This window comes from Aeromicrobium sp. Sec7.5, from assembly GCF_036867135.1.
Taxonomy (GTDB): Bacteria; Actinomycetota; Actinomycetes; order Propionibacteriales; family Nocardioidaceae; genus Aeromicrobium.
Map to the genome: position 1 here is coordinate 2,176,048 of NZ_JBAJIJ010000001.1, position 22,944 is coordinate 2,198,991.

Consider the following 22,944-nt stretch of genomic DNA (forward strand, 5'->3'; position numbering starts at 1 on the left):
GTCAGGGCCTTCGTTCATCCGCGGTCGGGAGCTTCAGAGACGGTTGAGCACCGTGACCATGTCGTCCTCGGTGTCGCTGCCGATCTTCTCGAAGACCAGCTTCACCACCGGAGCGGCGAGCTTCGCGGCCCCACTCATCTCGATGACGGCGGTGTAGGTGATCTCCGAGCCGTCGCCCGACGCCACGACCTCGATCGTGTCGGTCGTGTCGGCGGTCTCGTTCGTGCCGTGGAAGACGACCTTGGCGTCGGTGAGCTCGGTGAGCTCGTAGACCAGCTCGGTCGAGACGCCGGCGATCTTCGAGGTGTTCTTCCAGGTGCTGCCGACGGCGACCGGGCCGTCGTCGAGACGCACGCACTTCTCGGTGCCCGGGTCCCAGTCCTCGGCGTTCGCGAAGTCCTTGAGGTAGTCCAGCATGACGGCAGGACGGGGGTCGACGGTGAACGTTCTGCTGATGGTGGTCATGGTCAGGGAGTACCCGCCGAGCACCGGGCTCAATCAGCTAGAGGCGTCGCCAGGCGACGACGATCGCCGCGGCCGTGACGGCCAGCACCGCGAGCTGCGGCCCGCGGGCGACGACTCCGTCCTTGGCCTGCGCCGCCACGTGCGACGGTGCCAGCCGGTCGCCGAGCTCGTCGATCGTGTCGGCCAGGTGCTCACGGGTCCGCTCGATGTCGGCCTCGATCTCGGACGCGGACGCTCCCGGTCCGGGACGCTCGGTGGCGCTCATGCGTGCTCTCCCTTGGCTGCGGCGATGTCCTTCTTGACGTTCTCGGCCGTGTGCGGCGGTCCGACCTCCTGGATCTGCTTCACGCCCAGCATCGCCCCGGCGCCAGCCGCGACGAACAGGACGCCCGCGACGATGAGCGCCGCGAGCCACACCTCGACGACCAGGGCGAGCGCGGCGACCGCGGCGGCGACCAGGGTCCCGAATCCGAGCACGGCCAGCAGGCCGGTGGCGCCGAACAGGCCGGCTCCGAGGCCGGCATGCTTGACGCTCTCGCGGATCTCGGCCTTGGCCAGCTCCACCTCGTCGTGCACCAACCGGCTGGTCTGCTCCGTCAGCTGGACCGCGAGCTCGCCGACCGTCGCGTCGTGGAGCGGGTCACGATCAGCCATGGTCGGCCTGCGTGGAGTTCTCGGGCGAGCTCGACAGGGGGTCGCCGTGCGACTTCGGGGTGGTGCCGCTCGGAGCACCCGGCACCGAGGTGTCAGGACCGGTGGCGTCGTCGGAGGAGACGACGTCCTTGACCTTGTCCCGAGCACCGGCGGCGGCCTCCTGGGCCTTCTCCTTGACGACCGGCACCTGCTCGGCCGCGTAGTCCTGGGCCTGGGCGGCAGCCTTCTGCACCCGCGGGTTGGCCTTCACGCCGTCGACCGCGGACACGATTTGCTCGTACCGCTCGCGCCCGGCGCGGCTGCCGAGCACGTAGCCGATGCCAGCGGCCGCCAGGATCGTGGTCTTCCTCAGCATGGTTCCTCCTGGAATGAGACGGCGGACCGACTGCCCGCCGATTGGTGCACCCGTACCCGCTGGTCCCGGGACCATGCGCGGGTGACGCCGCTCACGCCTCTGACAGACTGATGAGCAGTCAACGAAAGGTGCATCACATGCAGCAGGTCAAGGCCGTCATCGCGCGCGCGAAGGGGGCTCCGGTCGAGCTCGTGACGATCAACGTGCCCGATCCCGGTCCGGGCGAGGCCGTCGTGCAGGTCCAGGCGTGCGGGGTCTGCCACACCGACCTGCACTACCGCGAGGGTGGCATCAACGACGAGTTCCCGTTCCTGCTCGGCCACGAGGCCTCGGGCCTGGTGGAGGCCGTCGGCCCCGGCGTCACCGACGTCGCGCCCGGCGACTTCGTGGTGCTGAACTGGCGGGCGGTGTGCGGCGACTGCCGTGCCTGCAACCGTGGTGAGCCGCAGTACTGCTTCAGCACGTTCAACGCGACCCAGAAGATGACGCTCGAGGACGGCACGGAGCTCTCCCCCGCGCTCGGGATCGGCGCCTTCGCCGAGAAGACCCTCGTCGCCGCCGGCCAGTGCACCAAGGTCGACCCGTCGGCGCGTCCTGCCGCCGTCGGCCTGCTGGGTTGCGGCGTCATGGCCGGCATCGGGGCCGCGATCAACACCGGCGGCGCCACCCGTGGCCGGTCCGTCGCGGTCATCGGCTGCGGAGGCGTGGGCGTGGCGGCGGTCGCCGGCGCCGCGCTCTCGGGGGCGAGCCCGATCATCGCCGTCGACATCGACGCCAACAAGCTCGAGACGGCCCGCAAGCTCGGCGCGACCCACACGGTCGACTCCTCGAAGGTCGACCCGGTCGAGGCGATCAAGGAGATCGCGGCCCAGACGTACCCGGGCGCCGAGGGTGCCGACATCGTGGTCGAGGCCGTCGGCCGCCCCGAGACCTGGAAGCAGGCCTTCTACGCCCGGGACCTCGCCGGCACCGTCGTCCTCGTCGGCGTGCCCACCCCGGACATGACCGTGCCGGAGCTGCCGCTGATCGACGTCTTCGGACGCGGCGGCTCGCTCAAGTCCAGCTGGTACGGCGACTGCCTGCCGAGCCGCGACTTCCCCATGCTCGTCGACCTCTACCAGCAGGGACGCCTCGACCTCGACGCGTTCGTGACCGAGGAGATCGCGATCGACGGTGTCGAAGCCGCGTTCGAGCGGATGCACCACGGCGACGTCCTGCGATCGGTCGTGGTGCTCTGATGGCCGCGCGCATCGACCACGCCGTCACCAGCGGCATCTTCAGCCTCGACGGCGAGACCCACGAGGTCGACAACAACGTGTGGGTCGTCGGCGACGACACCGAGTGCGTCGTGATCGACGCCCCGCACTCGGTCGACGACATCCTCGCGCTCGTCGGCGAGCGCACGCTGACCGCGATCGTCTGCACCCACGCCCACGACGACCACGTGCGCGTGGCCCCGGAGCTGCGCGAGCGCACCGGTGCACCGATCTACCTGCACCCCGACGACCGTCCGGTGTGGGAGCTGACCCACGGCGACGCGATCATCTGGGACCACGACCTCGCCGACGGCCTCACGATCGAGGTCGCCGGCACGTCGCTCACGGTGCTGCACACGCCCGGCCACGCGCCGGGCGCCGTCTGCCTGTCCGCCCCCGAGCTCGGTGCCGTGTTCACCGGCGACACCCTGTTCAACGGCGGCCCCGGCGCCACCGGCCGCTCGTTCAGCGACCGGCCCACGATCGAGGCGTCGATCCGCGCGAAGCTCTTCGCCCTGCCCGACGAGACCGTGGTGCACACCGGCCACGGCGACGACACCACGATCGGCGCCGAGAAGGCCAACCTCGACGGCTGAGCGCTGGACTCCCCCCAACCGGTCGTTGAGGTGCGAAGGCGCTCTGGCGCCTGAGCCTCGAAACGCTGGTCACATCGATCTTCGATGGTCACCACAGTCGTTGTGCTGGCCGAGGTCTCGCCCTTCGAGGCTCCTCGCAGAGCTCGTCGCACCTCAGGACCCAGCTCGCGCGCCAGAGCGCGCTCACACTGGGGGCACCTCCCACGACGGAGTCGTAGGGGGACAACCACCGGTGGGTGCGTCCGCCTCCGGGTCGACGACCACGCCGTCACTGCGCTGGGCGATCTCGGTCTCGGAGGGGTCGGAGTGGAGGCGGACCTCGTCAGGAACGGCGTTGACCGCGAGGGCGTCCTCCGGCGTCCAGTCCTTCGGGTCCTTCTGGCTCGGGTCGATGGGAGTCATGGCGTCGGGGTACCCGCTCGACCCCGGTTCACGCGAGAGCCAGCTGCTCGATCCGACGCAGCGCGATCAGCACGACCGGCGCGTAGGCCGGAGCCCAGACCGGGATGCCCATGCTCAGCCGGGTGCCGGCGCCGGACGCCTCGACGGCGTGGGTCGTGGCGGGCACACCCGCGACCTTCCACGACCACCGACGTCCCGGCACGACCGTGGTGAGCTCGAACGGCAGGGCCGGGCCGACCGCGGGCCAGACCCGACCCGTCGCGCCGGTCACGAACTCCCCGTCGATCTCGGCCCGCCTCACGGTCGGCCCCCAGAGCGGCCACGCCGCCAGGTCCGTCAGCAGGTGCCAGACACGGTCGGGGTGCGCGGCGACGTCGCGAGAGAGGATCAGCACCCCTCCAGCATCGCCGCCGCGCACCGATCGCGCGCCCTGACGCTCAGACGCTCGCCGTGACCTTCTCCGCGTCGACGGTGCGCGCGAGGTGCGGCCGGTGCAGGTTCTCGCCCTCGATGTCGACGTTTGGCAGGATCTTGTCGAGCCACTTCGGCAGGTACCAGGCCTTGTCACCCATCAGGTACATCAGGGCCGGGATCAGCACCATGCGGATGACGAAGGCGTCGAAGATGACCGCCGCGGCGAGCGCGAAGCCCATCGACTTGATGATCGGGTCGTCCATGAAGATGAACCCGGCGAACACCGCCGTCATGATCAGCGCGGCCGCCGTCACGACGCGGGCGCTGTTGCGGAACCCGTCGACGACCGCCTCGCGGTACGTCGCCCCGTGCACGTAGGCCTCGCGGATCCGCGTGACGAGGAAGACCTGGTAGTCCATCGCGAGCCCGAACACCACGCCGACCAGGAAGATCGGGATGAAGCTCACGATCGGCTGGCCCGGGAACAGTCCGAAGAGGCCTTCCTGGAACAGCGCCACGGTCGCCCCCAGCGTGGCCATGATCGAGAGCAGGAAGCCCAGCGTCGCAGTGAGCGGCACGAGGATCGACCGGAACACGATCATGAGCAGCAGGAACGCCAACCCGATCACGATCGCGAGGTAGATCGGCAGGGCGTCGGCCAACTTCTCCGACACGTCGGTCTGGATCGCGGTCAGGCCCGTGACACCGACCGTCGTGCCCGTCTCGGACTCGATCTGGGCCTCGCCGTCGCGCAGCGACTGCAGGAGGTCCTCGGTCGCGGGGTCCTCGGCACCCGAGGAGGGCTCGACCAGGACCATCGCGCCGTTCTCGTTGCTCGTGACGACCATCGCGCTGGTCACGTCGTCCTGACCGGCGGCCCAGGCCGCGACGGCCTGGTACCCGGCCTGCTGCTCCTCGGGCGAGGCGACGTCGCGGGCGTCCACGACGACCAGCATCGGCGAGAGTCGACCGGGGCCGAACGCCTCGGTCACCAGGTCCGAGGCCTCGCGCTGGGTCGTGCCCTCGGCGGCGGTGCTGTCGGTGGGCAGCGCCAGACGCATGTCCTGGATCGGGAACGCGAGGGCCCCGAGGCCCGCCACCACGACGAGCACCGCGACGATCGGCGCCTTGCCCACCGCCCGGGCCCAGCGGACCCCGTTGTTGAGGATCACGCCGCCGGCCTCACGAGCGGGTCGGTAGCGGCGGAACGTGCCGCCGAACGACTTCGACTTCAGCATCCCGAGGATCGCGGGCAGGAGGGTCAGCGCCACGAGGACGGCGACCGCCACGGTCACTGCCGCGCCGATGCCCATTGCGGTCAGGAACGAGATGCCGACGACGCTCAGCGCGACGAGCGCGATGATCACGGTCAGACCGGCGAACACCACGGCCGACCCGGCAGTGCCGACGGCGACGCCGATGGCCTCCTGGCGGTCGTCGGTGTGGTCGAGCTCGCCGCGGAACCTCGCCAGGATGAACAACGTGTAGTCGATGCCGACGGCCAGGCCCAGCATCACGGCCAGGGCCGTCGTCGTCGACGGCACCTCGATCACCGCGGTCATCGCCGTGATGCCGGTGACCCCGACGGCCACGCCGATCAGCGCGGTGATGATCGGCATGCCGGCCGCGACGAGGGAGCCGAACGTCAGCGCCAGCACGACGATCGCGAGCGCGATGCCGATGAGCTCGGCGGACGCACCACCGGCCTCCATGACCTGCATCGCGGGGCCGGACACCTCGACGGTCAGACCCGCGTCCCGCGCGGTGTCCATGAGTTCGAGGACCTCGTCCTGCATCTCGGGCGTCACCTCGAGCTGGGTGGGCTCGTCGAAGGTGAACGAGATCGTGCCGATGCGGCCGTCGTCGGACAGCGGGGTCGCCGAGGCGATCTGTGCCTGCGCCGCCGCGAGCGCGGCGTCACGGTCGAACGGCTGACCTGCGGCGGTCGCCTGCGACTCGGCCTCGTCGATCCCGGCCGTGACCTGGGCCTCGAGGCCCGCCGCACCTTCGACCGGACCGACGACGCCCTCCACGACGGTGTCGAGCGAACCGAGGTCGGTGACCAGGGTGCTCACGGCGTCCGCGTAGGGCTCGTCGGCGAGGGTGCTGCCGTCGGGGGCGGCGACGACGATCGTCGCGGACGGGGCGTCCACGGCGGCCGAGTCGGGAAAGAGCTCCTGCTGGAGCTCGGCCGTGTCGACGGACTCCACGCCCGGGATCGAGAAGGTGTTCGACATCGGCTTGGACAGCAGTCCGGCGCCGGCGCCGAGGGTCACGAGGGCGATGACCCACGCGGCGAGGAAGAGTGGCCAGCGCCGGTAGGCGGTCTTGCCGAGTCGGTAGAGCAGGGTGGCCATGTCAGGGATCTCCTGGGTAGGTGGCTGATGGGGGGAAAGCTCAGGGGCGGGTGACGACCATGGCGGCCTCGAAGACCCGGGCGTAGTGCTGGGCGAGACTGATGCTGTCGTCCGCGAGGGACTGGTCGAGCGCGATGTCGAACAGGCTGAGTGCGAGCGTCGCGACCAGGCGGACCGTGAGCGGTTCGACGTCCTCCCCCTCGCGTTGGGCGATGCCGTCGGAGAAACGCTCCATGACCTCGGCGAACCGCTCGTGGACGGCGGCGTGCAATCGGGCGTCGGAGCGGATGAGCCGACGGACCTGCGCGACCTCGGCCGGCGTGGGGCCCTCGTCGTCGAGCAGCACGACGATGAGCTCCTTGACGTCGGTCAGGAGGTGACCCGTGGGACCGCCCCGCATGAAGGTCTCGACGAGCTCGGACTCGGGCGGCTCAGAAATCCCCAGGACCGCGTCGACCTTGCCGGGGACGTAGTTGAACAGGGTGCGACGAGACACCCCGACGCTCTCGGCGAGCTGGTCCATCGTGAAGCCGTCCAGCCCGTGCTCGTCGGCCAGGCTGCGGGCGCAGGACGAGATGGCACGCAGCGTGCGCTGCCGCCGCACCTCGTTTGCACTCTTCGCCATGTAGTGCAGTCTTGCACTCTGATGGCTGGAGTGCAATCGGCCGGAGGTGTGAATCACGTCTCCCCCTCGCGGACCGAAAAATGTCGCGCAAGGATGTCGAGAACCGACGAACGGCTCCGACCCCGGGGTGAGAGCGACCATCAGGTCGCCGCACACAAGGAGAAGATCATGGCCAAGTACCTGCTGCTGAAGCACTACCGCGGCGCACCCGCCGCCAGGAACGACGTGATGATGGACCAGTGGTCGCCCGAGGAGGTCTCGGCGCACATCCAGTACATGAACGACTTCGCCGCCAGGCTCGAGGGCACGGGTGAGTACGTCGACGGCCAGGCCTTGGCGCCGACCGGGCTGTGGGTGCAGTACGACGGCGAGGGCAAGCCCCCGGTGACTGACGGTCCGTTCGCGGAGACCAAGGACCTCATCGCCGGATGGATGATCATCGACGTCGACACCCCGGAGCGAGCCGTCGAGCTCGCCGGCGAGCTCTCCGCCGCACCCGGCAAGAACGGCGAGCCGATCCACGAGTGGCTCGAGGTCCGCCCGCTCTACGGCGAGCCGCCGCTCGTGCAGGACTGATGGAGCCGTCGTTCGACCCCGCCACCATCCGGGCGCTGGCCCCGCAGGTCCTGGCGATCCTCGTCCGCCGCGGAGCCGGTTTCGCGGCGGCCGAGGACGCCGTGCAGGAGGCGCTCGTCGAGGCGTGGCGCTCGTGGCCGGACGATCCGCCGCGCGACCCCAAGGGCTGGCTCGTCACGGTCGCCTGGCGACGCCACCTCGACGCCGCACGGTCGGAGATCTCCCGCCGCCAGCGGGAGGAGCGGGTCGACGCCGAGCCCGAGCCAGGACCGGCCGCACCGGCCGACGACTCGCTGCAGCTCTACTTCCTGTCCGCCCACCCGTCGTTGACCCCGTCCTCGGCGGTCGCGCTCACCCTGCGCGCGGTCGGGGGACTCACGACCCGGCAGATCGCGGACGCCTACCTGGTGCCGGAGGCGACGATGGCCCAGCGCATCGTCCGCGCCAAGCGCACCGTCTCGAGTGTGCGTCTCGACGAGCCCGGCGACGTGGGCACCGTGCTGCGCACGCTCTACCTGGTGTTCAACGAGGGCTACTCCGGCGACGTCGACCTCGCGGCCGAGGCCATCCGGCTCACCCGCCAGCTCGCCGTCGCGGCCGACCACCCCGAGGTCTCCGGACTACTTGCGCTCATGCTGCTGCACCACGCCCGACGCCCGGCGCGTACCGCGTCCGACGGCTCGCTCGTGCCATTGGCCGAGCAGGACCGCACCCAGTGGGACACCACCTCCATCACCGAGGGCGTCGCGATCCTGCAGCTCGCCCTGTCGCGCGACCGCCTCGGCGAGTTCCAAGCCCAGGCGGCGATCGCCGCGCTCCACGCCGACGCCCCCACGTTCGAGGAGACCGACTGGGCGCAGGTCGTCGACTGGTACGACGAGCTCGTCAGCCTCACCGACAATCCGGTCGCGCGCCTGAATCGGGTGGTCGCCCTCGCCGAGGCCGACGGGCCTCGGGCCGGACTCACGGCGCTGGCGGAGCTCGACGCCTCGCTCCCCCGGTACACGGCCGTGGCCGCGCACCTTCACGAGATGGACGGCGCCCTCCCCACCGCGGCACGGCTCTACGCCGAGGCGGCGACCCGCGCGACCAGCACGGCGGAACGCGACCACCTCACCCGTCAGGCCGCCCGGCTCAACACGACGACCCGATGAGGACACTCAGGCGCCGACCGCCTCGTCCAGGCCCGCCGCCGGGTCGGCCAGCAGGTCGAGCAGGATCTCCTGGACGACCTCCAGCACGTCGGCACCCGGCGCGACGCTCGCCGCGAAGCCCGACAGGTACAGCAGGTTCTTGAAGAACAGCACGAGGTCCTTGGGCATGCGGAAGCCGTTGCGGGCCAGGACCTGAAGCAGACGCCCGAGCGTGATGCCGAGCTGGTCGAACGTCACGGCGCCACGCGACCGGTCCTGCAGGAGGTCCAGCTCGACCTGGAGCTCGGCGACGAGGGCGTCGATCTCGGCGTCCTTCGCGATCGCACCGAACGACTGCATCGCGGTGATCTGCCCGGCCGCGTCGTTCATGGCCCACGCCGTCAGGTACTCGACCAGGCCCGCACGCTGGGCCGGGTCGAGCCGTCCCGCGATGCCGAAGTCGACGAGCGAGAACGACCCCGTCGCCTCGTCGACCAGCACGTTGCCCGCGTGCAGGTCACCGTGGAACACGCCGTGCTTGAGGGTCGCCTCCACGACGCCCTTGATGCCCAGGTGCAGCAGGCGGTCGCCGTCGAGGTCCGCCGACGGGTCGAGGCGCGAGTACGAGACGCCCGGCAGGAGCTCCATGACGAGGACCCGCTCCGTGACCATGCCGGGCAGCGGTCGCGGGGCGTGCATGTGGTCGGCACCGAGGGCCTCGAGCACGGCGCTCGAGTCGACGAGGTTCGCCGCCTCCAGACGGAAGTCGAGCTCCTCGAGCGCGAGCTGGGCGAACAGCTCGACGAATCCCGTGAGGTTCGCGGCCCGGGTGCCCTCGTGCAGCTTCTCGGCCGCGGCCGCGGCGATCGCGAGGGTCTCGATGTCGGCGCGGAAACGCCGGCGCAGGCCAGGACGGCGCACCTTCACGACGACCTCGGTGCCGTCGACCAGCCGACCGCGGTGCACCTGGCCGATCGAGCCCGCCGCGAGCGGCGTCTCGTCGATCCACTCCAGCTGGGAACGGGTCGGCCCCAGCTCGCGCTCGACGACCTCGAGCGCGACCCCGGGCGGCAGTGCGGGTGCCTCGTCGCGGCACCAGGCGAAGGCCGTGACCCACTCGTCGGGGAGCAGGCCGTCGGCGGTGGCGATGAACTGGCCGAGCTTGACGTACGTGGGCCCACCGGCCCGCACCAGGCGTTGCGCGCGCTCGAGCGTGCCCGCACTCGCGTTCGGCGGCTCGACACGCAGGCCCACCGCGGCCGACGCGGCACCGAGCAGCTGGATCGGCACGTCCGGTGCCGCGGTCGTGACGATCCGCCACCCCATCGAGAACAGCGACCCCAGCGTGTCGGGCCAGAGCCGGGGCGTCGCCAGACGCTTCGCGTCGCGGGCCACGACCGCGCGCTGGTCGACCGCGTCGTGGTGCCACTGCAGGGCCTGCTGCGTCAGCCCGGGCATCGCGGCCAGCCGCTCCGACCGGCGGATCAGGACGTCGATGCTGGGCGGCGGCGGGAGGATCATGACATCGACAGTGACACATACCGACGGTATGGCGCGAGACATGTCGGGCGTGCGTCCGGTCACGCGTCGGGCGTCACACCGGTCAGGCGGCAGCCGCGCGCGCCGCCAGGACCTTGGCCATGTTCTGCTCCGCCCACATCTTGAGGTCGTGCACGACACGCTGCAGGTCCTGCCCCAGCTCGGTGAGCTCGTAGTCGACGCGGACCGGCACGGAGGCGGTGACGGTGCGCGTCAGAAGTCCGTCGCGCTCCAGCTCGCGAAGCGTCTGCGTCAGCATCTTCTGGCTCACCCCCACGATGGCCCGGCGCAGCTCACTGTGCCGCTTCGGGCCGTCGGCCAGGGCCGTCAGGACCAGGCACACCCACTTGTTCGCGATGACGTCGAGCAGCTGGCGGGACGGGCAGCTCGCCAGGTACGCGTCGAACTCGACCTTCGCCTCCGCGCGGCGCTGGGCCGCGGTCGTCGTCGCCATGGGAACCCCTTCGTGACCTAGGCACTTTTAGGTGCCTACTTACTTCTCGTTCCTTTGCTTCCTACGGTGACAGGACCGGAACACCACGTCAAGAACGGAGAGCATCATGCGCATCGTCATCCAGAACACCCTCGGCGGACCCGAGGTCCTCGAGGTCGTCGAGACCAGCAGCCCCGTGCCCGGCCCCGGCGAGGTCCGCGTCACCGTCGGAGCCATCGGGGTCAACCCCGTCGACGCCGCCGTCCGCGCGGGCCACTTCCCACTCCTCGGCGAGCCGCCGTTCACGGTCGGCTGGGACGTGGCGGGTCACGTCGACGCCGTCGGCGAGGGCGTGACCGGGCTCGCGGTCGGCGACCGCGTCTTCGGCATGCCGCACTTCCCGAGCTCGGCCGCTGCCTACGCCGAGCAGGTCGTGGCTCCGGCGGACGAGCTGGTCAAGACACCCGACGGCACCGACGACGTGCATGCCGCAGCCCTGCCCCTCGCTGCCCTCACGGCCTACCAGGCACTGGTGGAGGTCGCGGACGTCCGCGCCGACCAGCGCGTGCTGGTGCAGGCCGGAGGCGGTGGGGTCGGACACCTCGCGATCCAGATCGCGAAGGCGCGGGGCGCCGAGGTCGTCGCGACCGCCAGCCCGGCCAAGATCGAGGCGGTCACGAGATTCGGCGCCGACCAGGTCGTCGACTACACCTCGGCCGACTTCACCGAGGTCGTCGCCCCGGTCGACGTGACGATCGACCCCTTCGGCGGCGACAACATCATCCGCTCGCTCGCCGTGACACGCAGCGGTGGCGTCGTCGCGTCCCTGCTCGACTTCGACGACGCGGCCGCCGCCACTGCCGCGGAACGAGGGGTTCGACTCGTCCGCATCGGGGTCGTTCCGAACCGGGAGTCACTGAAGGCGATCGCCGACCTGGTCGCCGACGGTCGACTCTCCGCCCACGTCCCCGCCACCTTCCCGATCGAGAAGGCCGGCGACGCCCACGCGGAGCTGGCGAACGGTGTGCTGGGCAAGCTCGTGCTCCTGCCCTGAGGCCCGGGGCTGTTCAGGGACCGGCCCGGTCCGTCGTCAGGCGAGCTCCTCCACACGGAGGTCGAAGGCGTTCACCAGCGCGCGGGCCAGGGCCGGCTCCTGATGCTCGAGCAGCATCCCGACCCGGCGGCCGAGCTGCGCGACATCGACGGTCTGGATGTTGTCGCACGAGATGACGCCGGCCGCATCGAGACCGTTGGCCGGTCCCACCGCCACCTCGGTGGAGAGTCCTCGCACGATCGACGTGACCGGCGCGACGGTGATCGAGGTCATCGCGCCCAGCGCGATCTCGCGCGTCAGCACCACGGCCGGTCGGGTCTTGTCGAGTTGCACGAGATGGATCGAGCGCATCAGTCGAGGATCGGGTAGACCCGACCGTCTGCGTTCGGCCCGGACCACGCAACCGGCTCCATCGTGCGATAGATCTCAGCATCGTGCTCCGCGGCGACCTGTCGCTGGTACCGACGCAGAGCGCGTGTGGTGACCGCGGCGCGGGACCCACCGCCCGCGGTGACCTGCTCGTCGAGCCAGGCCACGAGCTCATCGGGCAGGCGAACGGCGATCTGCGTGCTCATGGGACCGACGGTACCAATCTGGGATGCACCTGTCATGGGTCAAGCCTGTCGTCGTCATGCATCCGCGTCCACCGGGCTTCCCCAGGCGAGTCCTACCCCGGCAGAACTGTGGAAACCGGTACCTGTCCGGGCCGGCTCTCCCCCGACACTGCCGGAATGACACCTGATCTCGAACGCCCCATCCGAACCGTGCGCGACCTCGCGAAGGTCTGGGAGTTCATCGACGGAGGCCATGGCTACGACGCCCCGCAGATGTTCGCCGTCTACATCGACGCCGAGGACCGCCTCCTGCCCACCGTGGTCCAGATCTACGACGACGAGCTCGAGGACGGTCCCGACGAGGAGGCGATGCGGCAATTTCTCGGTGTCCACGACGCCGTCCTGTGCGGGGGCGAGTCGGGCGCGTCGGTCGCCGTGATGCGTGCCCGCCCTGGAGCGGCCGGCCTCACCAAGGACGACCGTGCCTGGTGCGCCATGACCCATCGCCTGATGAGGGACCTGCGGTGCGGCGCCAGGCCGTTGTTCTTCGCGACCGACCGGTCCGTCGGCACCGTGCCTCCCGACGCCCTCGTCGGCGGATGATCACCCGAGCCGGGGGTACTCCCCCGACATGAGCACCTCTGACATCGACCGCCTGGTGGAGCTGACCCAGGACTCCCGCTCCTGCATGCTGACCACCGTCGACTCCGGCGGCACCCTGATCAGCCGACCGATGGCCCGCCAGGACGTCGACGTCTCGACCGAGCTGTGGTTCATCGCGACGCGCGACTCCCGCAAGGTCGGCCACATCCAGGCCGACCCGACAGTGTCGGTCACCGTCAGCACCGACAGCTCGTGGGTCTCCCTGGCGGGCAAGGCCGAGGTCGTCGACGACCTCGACACGCTCCGCGAGCTCTGGAGCACGTTCGCCGAGGCCTGGATCCCCGAAGGACCCGAGGACCCCAACGCCATCCTGATCCGCGTCGACGTCGAGTCGGCCGAGTACTGGGACAACCCCGGTGGACGCGTGGCCACGGTCATCAGCCTCGTGAAGTCCAAGATCACGGGCGAGCCCTATGACGGCGGCGACCACGCGAAGATCGCTGACGTCTGAGGCCTCGCGGTCGTACCCTGACTAGGTGCACCGGATCTTCACCACGGCGGTCAAGGACGTCTACCCCCACTACGTCACCAAGGTCGAGCGCAAGGGCCGATCGAAGGCCGAGCTCGACGAGGTCATCACGTGGCTCACCGGGTTCGACGACGCCGAGCTCCAGCAGCACCTGGACGACGGGACCACGTTCCTGGACTTCTTCGACGCGGCCGACCTCAACCCGAACACCGCCCTCATCACGGGGTCGGCGTGTGGCGTGAAGGTGCAGGAGGTCGAGGACCCCCTGATGCAGAAGATCCGCTACCTCGACAAGCTCGTCGACGAGCTCGCCAAGGGCAGGGCCATGGAGAAGGTCCTGCGGAGCTGAGGGCGACAGCGCTCCCGGTCGACCCGACCAAAGGCCGCGAATGTGCTGCAGTGCCAGTGGAAAAGTCTTGTCCTCGAACGTCTGTTCAAGTACAATGGACTCATGGCCTCCTCCTCGTTCCCGACGTTGCGCGACCTGCGTCGTGTCACGCGGGAGCGGGCGAAGGCGGAGGCTGCGGAGTGGGCGGCGATGGTCGGGTACCGCGATGGTGCGCTGACCCGGTTGCGCCGTGATGCCACGCCGATGCGGCAGATGCTGGAGCGTTCGGCCGTCACCCTGCAGATCGCCGCCGAGACCGGAATGTCGGAGGGGCAGGTCGTCCACCGTCTCGCTGCGACCGATCGGGTCATCGAGCACGGGCCGAAGGTCTGGGTCGCGTTCGGTCGCGGACACCTCGACGCCGGCCGGGTGCGGGAGATCTCGCTGGCGATCGAGAAGCTCGAGCGCGACGACTCACGCCAACGTCTCGACGACGAAGCCGTCCCCTATGCCCGCACCCACACCGTGGCCGAGCTGCGCCGCTGGTTGCGCCGGTTCGTCGCGCGGGTCGAGGCCGACCTGACGGGCGAGCGGGCTGAGACCGAACGGGCCAAGCGGCACGTGCGGGTCGAGCACACCGACGACGGCATGGCCTGGTTGCAGGCCTACCTGCCCTCGCACCAGGCCGCAGCGATCGAGACCCGCCTCGAACGACTCGCCAAGACCCACCAAAGCACCGACAAGGCCGACGGCATCAAGCGGTCCCATGCGCAACGCCGTGCGGACCTGCTGGTCCACGTGCTGACCTCGGCCCCGACCGACCACCTGCCCGGCACCCCCCGGCCTGCGGTGCGACATCGCGGTCACGATCGACGCCGCCGTGCTCACCGGGGCCGTCGACGGACCCGTCGAGGCCGCCGACGGGTCCTGGCAGGTCCCCGCCGACTGGCTCCTGGAGTCAGCGTTCGCCGGCGAAGCGTTCTGGCACCGCATGCTGCTGGACCCCATCACCGCCGACGTCCTGGCCCACGAGTACACGGGCTACAGCCCACCGGAGATCCTCAGACGGGCCCTGACCTTCAGGTCCGGAGTCTGCACCACACCCGGATGCCTCACCCCGGCCGAGAAATGCGAGCTCGACCACCACATCCCGTGGCCCGAAGGCCCGACCCGGGGCAGCAACCTGCGATGGCGATGCAAACCGCACCATGCCTACAAAGGCCACGACATCACACCCGCACTCCTGGACCACCTCCGCGACACCGGACCCGGACGCGCCCTCACGATCGAGCTCAAGCTCGACGACGCCGCCTAGCTCTTGGCGCTGCCCTCGACCTCGTCAGCAACCGTCGTGCTGGTGTCAGGACCCGTGCTGTAGGCCAGGACTTCTTCGACCTCGACGTGCTCGGGCTCGTCGGCCGGGCGGCTGGCGCGGGCGGCGACGTCGGCCGGCGTCGGGACCGCACTCGGGGCGGCCTTCTTGGCAGCGGACTTCTTGGCGGCCGGTGCCTTCTTCGCAGCCGGAGCCTTCTTGGCGGCCGGTGCCTTCTTGGCGGGCGCCTTCTTCGCGGCAGGCTCCGGGGCCACCTCCACCTTCGCCGCCTTCGGCGCGGTGCGCGGCGGGGCCGGGTTGGGCGCCGGGACGGGCGAGCTGTCGCCTCCGCCTCCGCCGCGGACGGCCGAGATGACCGAGGCCACCGTGTTCAGTCCGGTGTGCACGACACCGAGGGCGGTGTGCTGCACGATTCGGGCGGGGCGGGTCAGGACCGAGCGAAGCATCGAGGAACCTTTCGAGGGGGAACAGATGACTCAGCCGTACCCCGCCCACGGCGTCTCACCCCTCCAGGCGCCGGGGGTTTCGTCACACCCGGCGCCTGAGCCTGGGCAACCTCAGAGGATGTTGCCCAGGAACGGCAGCACGAGCTGGCACGGCACCGGCCGGGGGTTGGCCGGGTCGAGGGCGTTGAGCACCAGCGCGGCAGCCACCGGATCCGCGACGATCTGGAAGTGCTCGCTCAGGTCGAGGGCGCAGTAGTCCTGGACGATCTGGTTGGTCATGCCGGGCTCGATGCCGCTCGTGAACGGGATCACGAGCTCGTCCAGCCGGGTCACGATGTTGGTGTACGTGATGCCAGGCACCGCAGGCCCACCACCGGAGCGCATCTTCTCGATGAACGGGGAGCCTGTCAGGAGCTGCGGGCCCGCCGCGAAGAGCGGCTGGAGGGCGGCGTTGATGACCGGCGTGACGCCGAACGGCGTGCCGAGCAGGCTGAGCGTGGCCAGTCCGGCGACGTCAGTGCCGTGCCACAGCGGCGCGATCGAGACGTACTTGCCGATCTTGGCGGCACCGTCGAGGAACTTGGCGTAGTAGTTCGGCATCAGCGTGCCCTCGGAGTGGCCCAGGATGTCGACCTTCTCCGAACCCGTGGCCGCCAGCACCTGGTCGACGAACACCGACAGCTGCTCGGCGCTCTCCTCGATCGCCCCGAAGCCGCCGAAGACCTGGTCGTAGGGCGGCGAGACGACGTTCTTGACCTGGCCGTAAGTCAGCGCATAGACGCAGTAGCCCTCGTTCGCGAGCAACGGCGCGTACGTCTGCCAGTTGGTGGCCTTGCTGCCCGTCAGGCCGTGCACGAGCACGACCGGGGTGGGGTGCTCGGCCGACGGCTGGCAGGACCAGTCGTTCGCTCCGGGCGGATCGGCGTCCAGTCCGAGGCCGGCGATCACGGCCGGCAGGAGGAACGAGTACGGCACGGGCAACGGCGGCTCGGGCGGTGCGGCCTGGGCGGGCGAGGCGGTGAGCCCCGCAACCAGCGCGAGCGGGGCGAGGATGGCGCCCAGGATTCGGGGTGTGCGCATGACGTGGAGCCTCCGTGTGAGATCGGTAACACGAAGTTACACCACGAGAGCCGGACCGGCCGACTCGTGCGCTTGGCCCTCCGCTGCCAGGTGCCTCAGGAGCCGGCCGGCGAGTCGCTCGCCGTGACGTTCGCGCCCGTGGCGGTGGCTCGCACCGCCCACGGACGAACGGCTCACGTCGTTCAGCGCCTGGCGCACAAGTCTCAGGATCACGTGACCTCGGAGCGACGCAGGGAGAGCAGCCCGACGACGAGGGGCACGACGATCCAGATCAGCGTGGTCGAGCCGAGCATCGCCCACTCGCGGGCGCTGTCCATGGCGCCCTCGAGCAGCGCCACCTGCGTCTCGTTCCAGTCGACCCACGGCTGCAGCTCCTCGAACCACGGGCGCAGCTGGGCCAGGAGCAGCAGGACGCCCGGCAGCACCAGGGAGACGACGAAGTAACCCACGATCGCTGCCGCGGAGCTCCGCAGCACGACACCGAGCGTGAAGCCGATCGCCATGCCGATCAGGTTGAAGAGCACCATCTGCAGCGCCATGGTCACCGAGATGTCCCAGACGATGTCGACGCCGGCGAGCGCCGACCCGATCACGTTGCCGAGGGCGCCCACCACGAAGGCGAGGGCCACGGACCCGAGACCCACCACCAGGGTCGCGGCCGCCTTGGCACCGATGACGCGTCCGCGACTCGGCACGAGCGTGAAGGTCGTGAGGCCGCTGCGCTGGCTCCACTCGCTCGTGACGGCCAGGATCGCGATGATCGGCAGGATCAGCGACATCGGGAACCCGCTCGCCCTCGTGAAGCTCTCGTAGGTGACGTCGCTGTCGGGAGCGAGGACGACGACCGAGCCGGCTGCGATGGGCGTCAGGAGGCCGATGCTGACGAGCAGCCAGAATCCCGAGCGGGTGCTGAACATCTTGCGGAGCTCGACGCGGGCGAGCCGGGTGGCAGGGATCGTCGTGGCGTTCATGCCGCCGCCCCTTCGCGCTGGGTGTCGGCCGTGAGCGACAGGAACATGTCTTCGAGCCCGGCCCCCTCGGCGGACCGGAGCTCGGTGAGGGCGATGCCGGCGGCGAGGGCCACGGCTCCGATCCGGGCAGGATCGGCGTCCGTGCGGAGGGCCCCGTCGCCGGCGATCGTGCTGGGGATCCCGGCTCGTTCGAGGGCGTGAGCGAGGTCGTGCGGCTCCGTCGAGCGGACCAGCGTCCCGGCTGCCGCCAGGAGCTCGTCCTTGCTGCCGGAGGCGACGATCCTGCCGTGGCCGATCACGACCAGGTCATCGGCGATGACCTCGATCTCGTGCAGCAGGTGCGAGGACAGCAGCACCGTGCCACCACGGCCGGCGAAGTCCGTCAGGAGGTCACGCATCCACCGGATCCCGGCGGGGTCGAGACCGTTGGCGGGCTCGTCGAGGATCAGCACCCGTGGGTCGCCGAGCAGCGCAGTGGCGATGCCGAGACGCTGACGCATTCCCAGGGAGTAGTTCCGCACACGGCGCCTGGCTTCCGTGGGGGTCAGGCTCACGAGCTCGAGAATCTCGTCGACCCGGCGGCGGGGCAGGCCCATCGTGTCGGAGGCGATGGTGAGGATCTCGCGACCGGTGCGACCGGCGTGCTGGGCCGAGGCGTCGAGGAGGACCCCGACCTCGAGGCCGGGGTTGGGCAGGTCGACGAACCGGACGCCGTCGATGGTGGCCGAGCCGGACGTCGGAGCGGTCAGACCCACCACGAGGCGCATCGTGGTGGACTTGCCGGCGCCGTTCGGACCGAGGAACCCGGTCACGCGGCCCGGCCGGGCGGTGAAGGAGACGTCGTCGACGGCGGTGAAGCCGGCGTACCTGCGGGTCAGGGAGTCAACGGTGATCATGGGGTCAAGCCTCGCGACATCGCGACGTGCGCGTATCGGTTGATCGACCGGTCTTGACCTGACCGAAAGTACGAGCGGCCGCTAGTCCCGCACCCGGCCGGTCTCGTAGCCCCACATGGCGATCTCCACCCGGTTCCGCGCACCGAGCTTGGCCATGAGGCTGCCGATGTGGGTCTTCACCGTGCTGAGGCTGATGTGCAGCTCCGCGGCGATCTCGGCATTGGTGCGACCCCGCGCGATCGTGAGCAGCACCTGCTCCTCACGATCGGTGAGCGGGTCGATCGGCTGCGCGGGAGGTGCGGCCTGGCCTGTGCGCGCGAACGTCGACAGCAGCCGGCGCGTGATGCTGGGCGAGATGAGCGAGTCACCCCGGGTGGCGGCGCGGATCGCCTCGCCGAGCAGCTCGGCTCCGGCGTCCTTCAGCAGGAACCCGGTGGCACCGGCCGCCAACGCACCGTGCACGTACTCGTCGAGGTCGAAGGTCGTGATCACGACGACCGCGACGGGGTCCACCACGCCCGGGCCGGCGAGGAGGCGGGTCGCCTCGACGCCGTCGAGGAGGGGCATCCGGATGTCCATGAGGCACACGTCGGGACGGAGCTCGCGGGCCAACCGCACCGCCTCCTGCCCGTCGCGGGCCTCCCCCACGACCTCGATGCCGTCCAGGGTGCCGAGGATCAGCCGCAGTCCGGTGCGCACGAGGTCCTGGTCGTCGGCCACCAGCACCCGGATGGTCATGCCGACACCCGCAGCGGCAGCGTCGCGCTGACCGACCAGCCGCGACCCGGGCCCGGGCCTGCCTGGCACACCCCGCCCAGGAGCAGGGCACGTTCGGTCATCCCGGTGAGTCCGAACCCCGCCTCGGGGTCCGGGCCGGCGGGAACCGGATCACCGTCGTCGTGGACGAGGAGGCTGACCGAGGACCGGTCGCCGGTGACGCGCACGTCGACCACGCTCGCGTTCCGGGCGTGCCGCAGCGCGTTGGTGACCGCCTCCTGGGCGATGCGGAAGACGGCCGCGTCGAGCGCCGCCGGGAGCGCGGCCACGTCGCCCGAGACCGTCACCTCCACGCGCGGGCCGCCGGGCGCGACCCCGGACAGTCGATCGAGGTCGGCCAGCCCGGGCTGGGGGGCGTAGTCCACGGGAGCCTCGTTGCGCAGGACACGGACCATGGACCGCATCTCGGCCAGCGTGCGCGTCGCCTCCACCTCGATCACCTCCAGCGCCTCCAGCGGTGCCAGCGGACTGGTCGCCGCGAGCGCGCGCCCGGCCTGGGCGTGGATGGCGATGGCCGAGACGTGGTGCGCCACGGTGTCGTGCAGCTCGCGCGCCAGCAGGATCCGTTCCTGCGACTTCACCTGCTCCAGCCGTCGCTCGCGGACGCCGTGCTGGGAACGCACGGCCCACCCCAGGGCGACGGCGGAGAGGAGCACCGCGAACCCGCCGATCGCCTCGGCGAACCCGGTCCAGCTGACGAAGATCGCCAGGGTGGCGGGGACCAGGATGATCCCCAGACCTGTCACCGCCTCGCGACCGGAGCCCCACCGGAACACCGAGTACGGCAGCAGCAGGACGTAGAGCATCGTGTACACGTCGAGCGCCGGCGCGTCGGCCACGACCAGGCCGATGTCCACGAGCGCGATCAGGCCGAAGGTGGTGGCGACCACGGCGAAGGGGTGTGCCCGTCGCGACAGCAGGAGCGGCGCCAGGCCGACGGTCAGCACCACCGAGAGCACGGGGACCGGCATGTCCTGCCTCAGGACACCCTCCAGCACTGCCAGGACCATCACGGACACCACCAGTGCCCAGTCCCGCCGCAGCCGGACCGGCGGGGCCAGGGGCCGGGGCTCGGCCAGCAGGGAACGCAGTGGAGTGCTCACCCGCTCAGCGTAGGGACGCCAGGCCCCCGGCGGACCATCCGAAAGTCTGATCCAGGAATGACGAAGGCCCGGGCCCCAGTTTTCACTGGAGACCCGGGCCTCACTGGTAGCGGGGACAGGATTTGAACCTGTGACCTCTGGATGTGATCAGAAGCCTGTCCCGGACTACTTCAACTCTCGGGTCCCCTTGGAAAACCTCGGGTTCTTGAGGAGGTTCCCCATCGGACGCCTCCAACTGTATCGGAACGTCTCGGGACAGTTGCCTATCGTTTCTGATGATCTTCTGATGACGTGTTGAATCTCTGGCCGGCTAGGATCGCTCGACTCAGACCGACAACAACGGCGCCGTATACGTACATGGCTGGTGCTTCCGACCCGTCGTTGACTCGGGTTTCAGCCCGAAGGTGAGATCCGGGGATGCGGCTCAGCAGGGCATGCCGTCCCAGCCGCTGGCTCCGTGATGCATTCCGGGATTGTGGTCGCGGGACTGCCCCGAGTTTGGTTGACACTCGGGGTTTGTGCTGATTAGGCCGCGGTTGCGGTCGTGTAGATCATCTCAAACTCGGTCGGGGTGAGCTTGCCGAGGGCGCGTTGTCGGCGTCGTCGGTTGTACTTGGTCTCGATCCAGCGGACCATCGCAAGGCGGAGTTCGTCGCGGGTGTCCCAGCGGCGGGTGTTGAGGACGTTCTTCTGCAGGAGGGCGAAGAAGCTCTCCATGCTCGCGTTGTCCCCGGCGCCGTAGGAGCGGCCCATCGAGCCGACCAGCCCATGGTTGGCCAAGAGGGCCTGGGTGCGTTTGGCCCTGAATTGACCGCCCCTGTCCGAATGACACACCGTGGCCTCTGGTGCGCGCAGCGCGATCGCGTTGCGCATCGCCGACTGCGCCAACGATGCCTTCATCCGGGTGTCGATGGAGTAGCCGACGATCCTGTTGGAGAAGACGTCCTTGATTGCGCAGATGTAGAGCTTGCCTTCGCGGGTGGGGTGTTCGGAGATGTCCCAGAGCCAGACCTTGTTCGGGGCGTCGGCGACGAACTCGTGCCGGACGACACCGTGCTCGTCGACCACGGCCAGAAGGTCGTCGTGCGGCGGCGGCCCGGTGCTGCCGGCCTTGGACCGCTTCTTGTGGTGCGAGGCGGTGATGCCAGCGACCTGACAGAGCCGGTGGACGCGGTTCTCACCGACAGTGATGCCGTGCTCATCGGCGAGCTCGTCGGTCAGGAACCGGTAGCCCAACGTGGCGTCGTCCTCGTGGAGGTCGTAGAGCACGTCGATGAGGTGCGCGTCGTCGAAGTCACGCTGGCTGACGGGGTCCTTGAGCCACTTGTAGTACCCCTGGGTCGAGAGCCCCAGGACCCTGCTCGCCACCGCGACCGGCACCCGAACAGGGGCGCCGGCCGCGGCCATCTCGCGGACGAGCGGGAAGGCTATTTTCCCGGCAGATTAGCCTGCGACAGATACGCCGCAGCCCGCCGCAGGACCTCGTTTTCCTGCTCGAGCAGCCGGATCCGCTTCTTGGCCTCACGCAGCTCGGCACGGTCGGCCTCGGTCAGCCCGGGCCGGTGACCGTCCTCGATGTCGGCCTTCTTCAACCAGTTCGACAGGGTCCCTTCAGAGATCCCGAAGTCCTTGGCGATCTGCGACAACGGAGCCTGGCCCTGACGGGCCACAGCCACGACATCGTCGCGGAACTCCTTGGGATAGGGCGCTGGCATGGCGACATCCTCTCCTGCGAGGAACGAATCCTCACACGTCAGGTGTCAACCAAACCGGGGGCAGTCCCCGCCGCTAAGTCCCATGGTCTGAGCACAGGTGGATACGTGTTGGCCGAAGTTCCCCGACCCTGGATCCGCCTGCGCGGCGCTCGGCAGAGCGATGAGCAGGCCGATTGCGAACGGAAGTGCGACGAGGGTGGTCTTGGTCATGTCTGATGTCCTTCGATACCCGAGAGAGGCCGACTGCCCGCTCTCGTTGAGGTCCGCTCGCGACTTATGCCGCGAGAACGTCGCCGGCTCAGCGTTTGCTACCGAGCAGGACGGCCTTACGTGCTTCGTACTCCTCGTTCTCGAGCTCGCCGCGGGCGAAACGCTCGTCGAGGATGTCCATCGGGTCACGGTGAGCCGTCTGGTTGATCGGCGCGCTGTTGCGGTCGCCGCGACCGTTGCTGGTGCCTCGGAAGATCATGATGCCGGCGAAGATCACGGCGCCCCAGAACAGGCTCATCATCAGGATCATCGCGATCCAGTTCCCGGTGTCCATGCCTCCGTTGTTGTACCAACCCATCATTGTGCTCAGCTCCTTGGTTGTTCGTTGTCTCCACTGTGCTCTCCGGACCACGGCTGCCCGGTCGTGGTTCTGTGAAGGTTCACTGAAGAAGTGGTCCACTGCCGTGCAGGGCGTGATCCCAGCTGCTCTCGGCTGGCACCATGAAGGCCATGTCCAACCCCAACGCTGCCGAGCCCACG

General features: G+C 69.8%; 29 protein-coding genes and 1 pseudogene. 10 read left to right on the forward strand and 20 right to left on the reverse strand.

Annotated elements, in window-relative coordinates; translation table 11 throughout:
- Positions 1-33 precede the first annotated feature (33 nt).
- From V6S66_RS10935 to V6S66_RS10950, 4 genes are read right to left on the reverse strand one after another with little or no spacing between them, the layout of a single operon-like run.
- Positions 34-465, reverse strand: coding sequence for an SRPBCC family protein (locus tag V6S66_RS10935; protein ID WP_334206771.1), 432 nt, complete (start codon positions 463-465; stop codon positions 34-36).
- Positions 466-502: 37 nt separating this feature from the next.
- Positions 503-730: a DUF3618 domain-containing protein gene (locus tag V6S66_RS10940; protein WP_334206772.1), complete on the reverse strand. Its 228-nt coding sequence runs from the start codon at positions 728-730 to the stop codon at positions 503-505.
- Positions 727-1,119 carry a phage holin family protein gene (locus V6S66_RS10945; protein WP_334206773.1) on the reverse strand — a complete coding sequence of 131 codons (393 nt, stop codon included), beginning with the start codon at positions 1,117-1,119 and terminating at the stop codon, positions 727-729. The genes V6S66_RS10940 and V6S66_RS10945 overlap by 4 nt, the downstream gene beginning before the upstream one ends.
- Positions 1,112-1,474, reverse strand: a complete 363-nt coding sequence (locus V6S66_RS10950) for a hypothetical protein (protein WP_334206774.1) — start codon at positions 1,472-1,474, stop codon at positions 1,112-1,114. Before V6S66_RS10950 ends, V6S66_RS10945 begins: the two co-directional genes overlap by 8 nt.
- Positions 1,475-1,611: 137 nt before the next feature.
- Between V6S66_RS10950 and V6S66_RS10955 the strand changes: the two genes are divergently transcribed.
- Together V6S66_RS10955 and V6S66_RS10960 are read left to right on the forward strand one after the other, a co-directional pair.
- Positions 1,612-2,712 carry an S-(hydroxymethyl)mycothiol dehydrogenase gene (locus tag V6S66_RS10955; protein WP_334206775.1) on the forward strand — a complete coding sequence of 367 codons (1,101 nt, stop codon included), beginning with the start codon at positions 1,612-1,614 and terminating at the stop codon, positions 2,710-2,712.
- The gene (locus tag V6S66_RS10960; protein WP_334206776.1) at positions 2,712-3,326 is read left to right on the forward strand and encodes an MBL fold metallo-hydrolase; all 615 of its coding nucleotides are present in this window, start codon (positions 2,712-2,714) and stop codon (positions 3,324-3,326) included. Before V6S66_RS10955 ends, V6S66_RS10960 begins: the two co-directional genes overlap by 1 nt.
- 183 nt (positions 3,327-3,509) lie before the next feature.
- On the opposite strand, the gene V6S66_RS10965 is transcribed toward V6S66_RS10960, so the two are convergent.
- The 4 genes from V6S66_RS10965 to V6S66_RS10980 are packed head-to-tail and all read right to left on the reverse strand — an operon-like array spanning position 3,510 to position 7,124.
- The gene (locus tag V6S66_RS10965) at positions 3,510-3,728 is read right to left on the reverse strand and encodes a hypothetical protein (protein ID WP_334206777.1); all 219 of its coding nucleotides are present in this window, start codon (positions 3,726-3,728) and stop codon (positions 3,510-3,512) included.
- Between the two features lie 28 nt (positions 3,729-3,756).
- Positions 3,757-4,122: an SRPBCC family protein gene (locus V6S66_RS10970; protein ID WP_334206778.1), complete on the reverse strand. Its 366-nt coding sequence runs from the start codon at positions 4,120-4,122 to the stop codon at positions 3,757-3,759.
- A gap of 43 nt (positions 4,123-4,165) precedes the next feature.
- Complete coding sequence (locus tag V6S66_RS10975) at positions 4,166-6,499, reverse strand: MMPL family transporter (protein WP_334206779.1); 2,334 nt, start codon at positions 6,497-6,499, stop codon at positions 4,166-4,168.
- Between the two features lie 40 nt (positions 6,500-6,539).
- A complete protein-coding gene (locus tag V6S66_RS10980; protein ID WP_334206780.1) occupies positions 6,540-7,124 on the reverse strand; it encodes a TetR/AcrR family transcriptional regulator in 585 nt (194 codons plus the stop codon).
- A 168-nt stretch (positions 7,125-7,292) separates the two neighbouring features.
- Between V6S66_RS10980 and V6S66_RS10985 the strand changes: the two genes are divergently transcribed.
- Together V6S66_RS10985 and V6S66_RS10990 are read left to right on the forward strand one after the other, a co-directional pair.
- A complete protein-coding gene (locus V6S66_RS10985) occupies positions 7,293-7,700 on the forward strand; it encodes a YciI family protein (RefSeq protein ID WP_334206781.1) in 408 nt (135 codons plus the stop codon).
- On the forward strand, positions 7,700-8,854 hold the full coding sequence (locus V6S66_RS10990; protein WP_334206782.1) for an RNA polymerase sigma factor: 1,155 nt from the start codon (positions 7,700-7,702) through the stop codon (positions 8,852-8,854). Before V6S66_RS10985 ends, V6S66_RS10990 begins: the two co-directional genes overlap by 1 nt.
- Before the next feature lie 6 nt (positions 8,855-8,860).
- On the opposite strand, the gene V6S66_RS10995 is transcribed toward V6S66_RS10990, so the two are convergent.
- Together V6S66_RS10995 and V6S66_RS11000 are read right to left on the reverse strand one after the other, a co-directional pair.
- The gene (locus V6S66_RS10995; protein ID WP_334206783.1) at positions 8,861-10,354 is read right to left on the reverse strand and encodes an ABC1 kinase family protein; all 1,494 of its coding nucleotides are present in this window, start codon (positions 10,352-10,354) and stop codon (positions 8,861-8,863) included.
- 82 nt (positions 10,355-10,436) lie between these two features.
- Positions 10,437-10,826 carry a winged helix-turn-helix transcriptional regulator gene (locus V6S66_RS11000; RefSeq protein ID WP_334206784.1) on the reverse strand — a complete coding sequence of 130 codons (390 nt, stop codon included), beginning with the start codon at positions 10,824-10,826 and terminating at the stop codon, positions 10,437-10,439.
- Between the two features lie 106 nt (positions 10,827-10,932).
- Here V6S66_RS11000 and V6S66_RS11005 point away from each other — a divergent pair, with 106 nt between their 5' ends.
- A complete protein-coding gene (locus V6S66_RS11005; protein ID WP_334206785.1) occupies positions 10,933-11,859 on the forward strand; it encodes an NADP-dependent oxidoreductase in 927 nt (308 codons plus the stop codon).
- Between the two features lie 36 nt (positions 11,860-11,895).
- Here V6S66_RS11005 and V6S66_RS11010 read toward each other — a convergent pair whose 3' ends face one another.
- Both V6S66_RS11010 and V6S66_RS11015 read right to left on the reverse strand, forming a co-directional pair.
- The gene (locus V6S66_RS11010) at positions 11,896-12,210 is read right to left on the reverse strand and encodes a type II toxin-antitoxin system PemK/MazF family toxin (RefSeq protein ID WP_334206786.1); all 315 of its coding nucleotides are present in this window, start codon (positions 12,208-12,210) and stop codon (positions 11,896-11,898) included.
- A complete protein-coding gene (locus V6S66_RS11015) occupies positions 12,210-12,434 on the reverse strand; it encodes a ribbon-helix-helix domain-containing protein (RefSeq protein ID WP_334206787.1) in 225 nt (74 codons plus the stop codon). Before V6S66_RS11015 ends, V6S66_RS11010 begins: the two co-directional genes overlap by 1 nt.
- A 156-nt stretch (positions 12,435-12,590) precedes the next feature.
- Here V6S66_RS11015 and V6S66_RS11020 point away from each other — a divergent pair, with 156 nt between their 5' ends.
- From V6S66_RS11020 to V6S66_RS11040, 5 genes and pseudogenes are all read left to right on the forward strand, one after another.
- Positions 12,591-13,016 (forward strand): hypothetical protein, encoded by a 426-nt coding sequence (locus V6S66_RS11020; RefSeq protein ID WP_334206788.1) that lies wholly within the window; start codon positions 12,591-12,593, stop codon positions 13,014-13,016.
- A 28-nt stretch (positions 13,017-13,044) separates the two neighbouring features.
- The gene (locus tag V6S66_RS11025; protein WP_334206789.1) at positions 13,045-13,527 is read left to right on the forward strand and encodes a pyridoxamine 5'-phosphate oxidase family protein; all 483 of its coding nucleotides are present in this window, start codon (positions 13,045-13,047) and stop codon (positions 13,525-13,527) included.
- Between the two features lie 25 nt (positions 13,528-13,552).
- The gene (locus tag V6S66_RS11030; protein ID WP_334206790.1) at positions 13,553-13,894 is read left to right on the forward strand and encodes a DUF2200 domain-containing protein; all 342 of its coding nucleotides are present in this window, start codon (positions 13,553-13,555) and stop codon (positions 13,892-13,894) included.
- A 189-nt stretch (positions 13,895-14,083) separates the two neighbouring features.
- Positions 14,084-14,623 (forward strand): annotated as a pseudogene (locus V6S66_RS17040) (DUF222 domain-containing protein); the annotation flags it as partial.
- A 130-nt stretch (positions 14,624-14,753) separates the two neighbouring features.
- Entirely contained in the window at positions 14,754-15,188 is a 435-nt protein-coding gene (locus V6S66_RS11040) for an HNH endonuclease signature motif containing protein (protein WP_334206792.1), read from the forward strand.
- On the opposite strand, the gene V6S66_RS11045 is transcribed toward V6S66_RS11040, so the two are convergent.
- The 8 genes from V6S66_RS11045 to V6S66_RS11080 form a co-directional block, all read right to left on the reverse strand.
- The gene (locus tag V6S66_RS11045) at positions 15,185-15,652 is read right to left on the reverse strand and encodes a hypothetical protein (RefSeq protein ID WP_334206793.1); all 468 of its coding nucleotides are present in this window, start codon (positions 15,650-15,652) and stop codon (positions 15,185-15,187) included. The genes V6S66_RS11040 and V6S66_RS11045 overlap by 4 nt on opposite strands.
- Positions 15,653-15,763: 111 nt before the next feature.
- Entirely contained in the window at positions 15,764-16,732 is a 969-nt protein-coding gene (locus V6S66_RS11050) for an esterase/lipase family protein (RefSeq protein ID WP_334206794.1), read from the reverse strand.
- 209 nt (positions 16,733-16,941) lie between these two features.
- Positions 16,942-17,703 (reverse strand): ABC transporter permease subunit, encoded by a 762-nt coding sequence (locus V6S66_RS11055; protein WP_334206795.1) that lies wholly within the window; start codon positions 17,701-17,703, stop codon positions 16,942-16,944.
- Complete coding sequence (locus V6S66_RS11060) at positions 17,700-18,599, reverse strand: ATP-binding cassette domain-containing protein (protein ID WP_334206796.1); 900 nt, start codon at positions 18,597-18,599, stop codon at positions 17,700-17,702. Before V6S66_RS11060 ends, V6S66_RS11055 begins: the two co-directional genes overlap by 4 nt.
- An 81-nt stretch (positions 18,600-18,680) precedes the next feature.
- Complete coding sequence (locus tag V6S66_RS11065; RefSeq protein ID WP_334206797.1) at positions 18,681-19,337, reverse strand: response regulator transcription factor; 657 nt, start codon at positions 19,335-19,337, stop codon at positions 18,681-18,683.
- Entirely contained in the window at positions 19,334-20,479 is a 1,146-nt protein-coding gene (locus V6S66_RS11070; RefSeq protein WP_334206798.1) for a sensor histidine kinase, read from the reverse strand. Before V6S66_RS11070 ends, V6S66_RS11065 begins: the two co-directional genes overlap by 4 nt.
- A gap of 525 nt (positions 20,480-21,004) precedes the next feature.
- Positions 21,005-22,194, reverse strand: a protein-coding gene (locus V6S66_RS11075; RefSeq protein WP_334204730.1) for an IS3 family transposase whose coding sequence is annotated in 2 segments (ribosomal slippage) — positions 21,005-21,913 and positions 21,916-22,194 — 1,188 coding nt in all. Because the reading frame shifts where the segments join, the coding sequence is not laid out codon by codon here.
- Positions 22,195-22,492: 298 nt separating this feature from the next.
- Positions 22,493-22,738: an SHOCT domain-containing protein gene (locus V6S66_RS11080; protein WP_334206799.1), complete on the reverse strand. Its 246-nt coding sequence runs from the start codon at positions 22,736-22,738 to the stop codon at positions 22,493-22,495.
- Between the last annotated feature and the right edge of the window lie 206 nt (positions 22,739-22,944).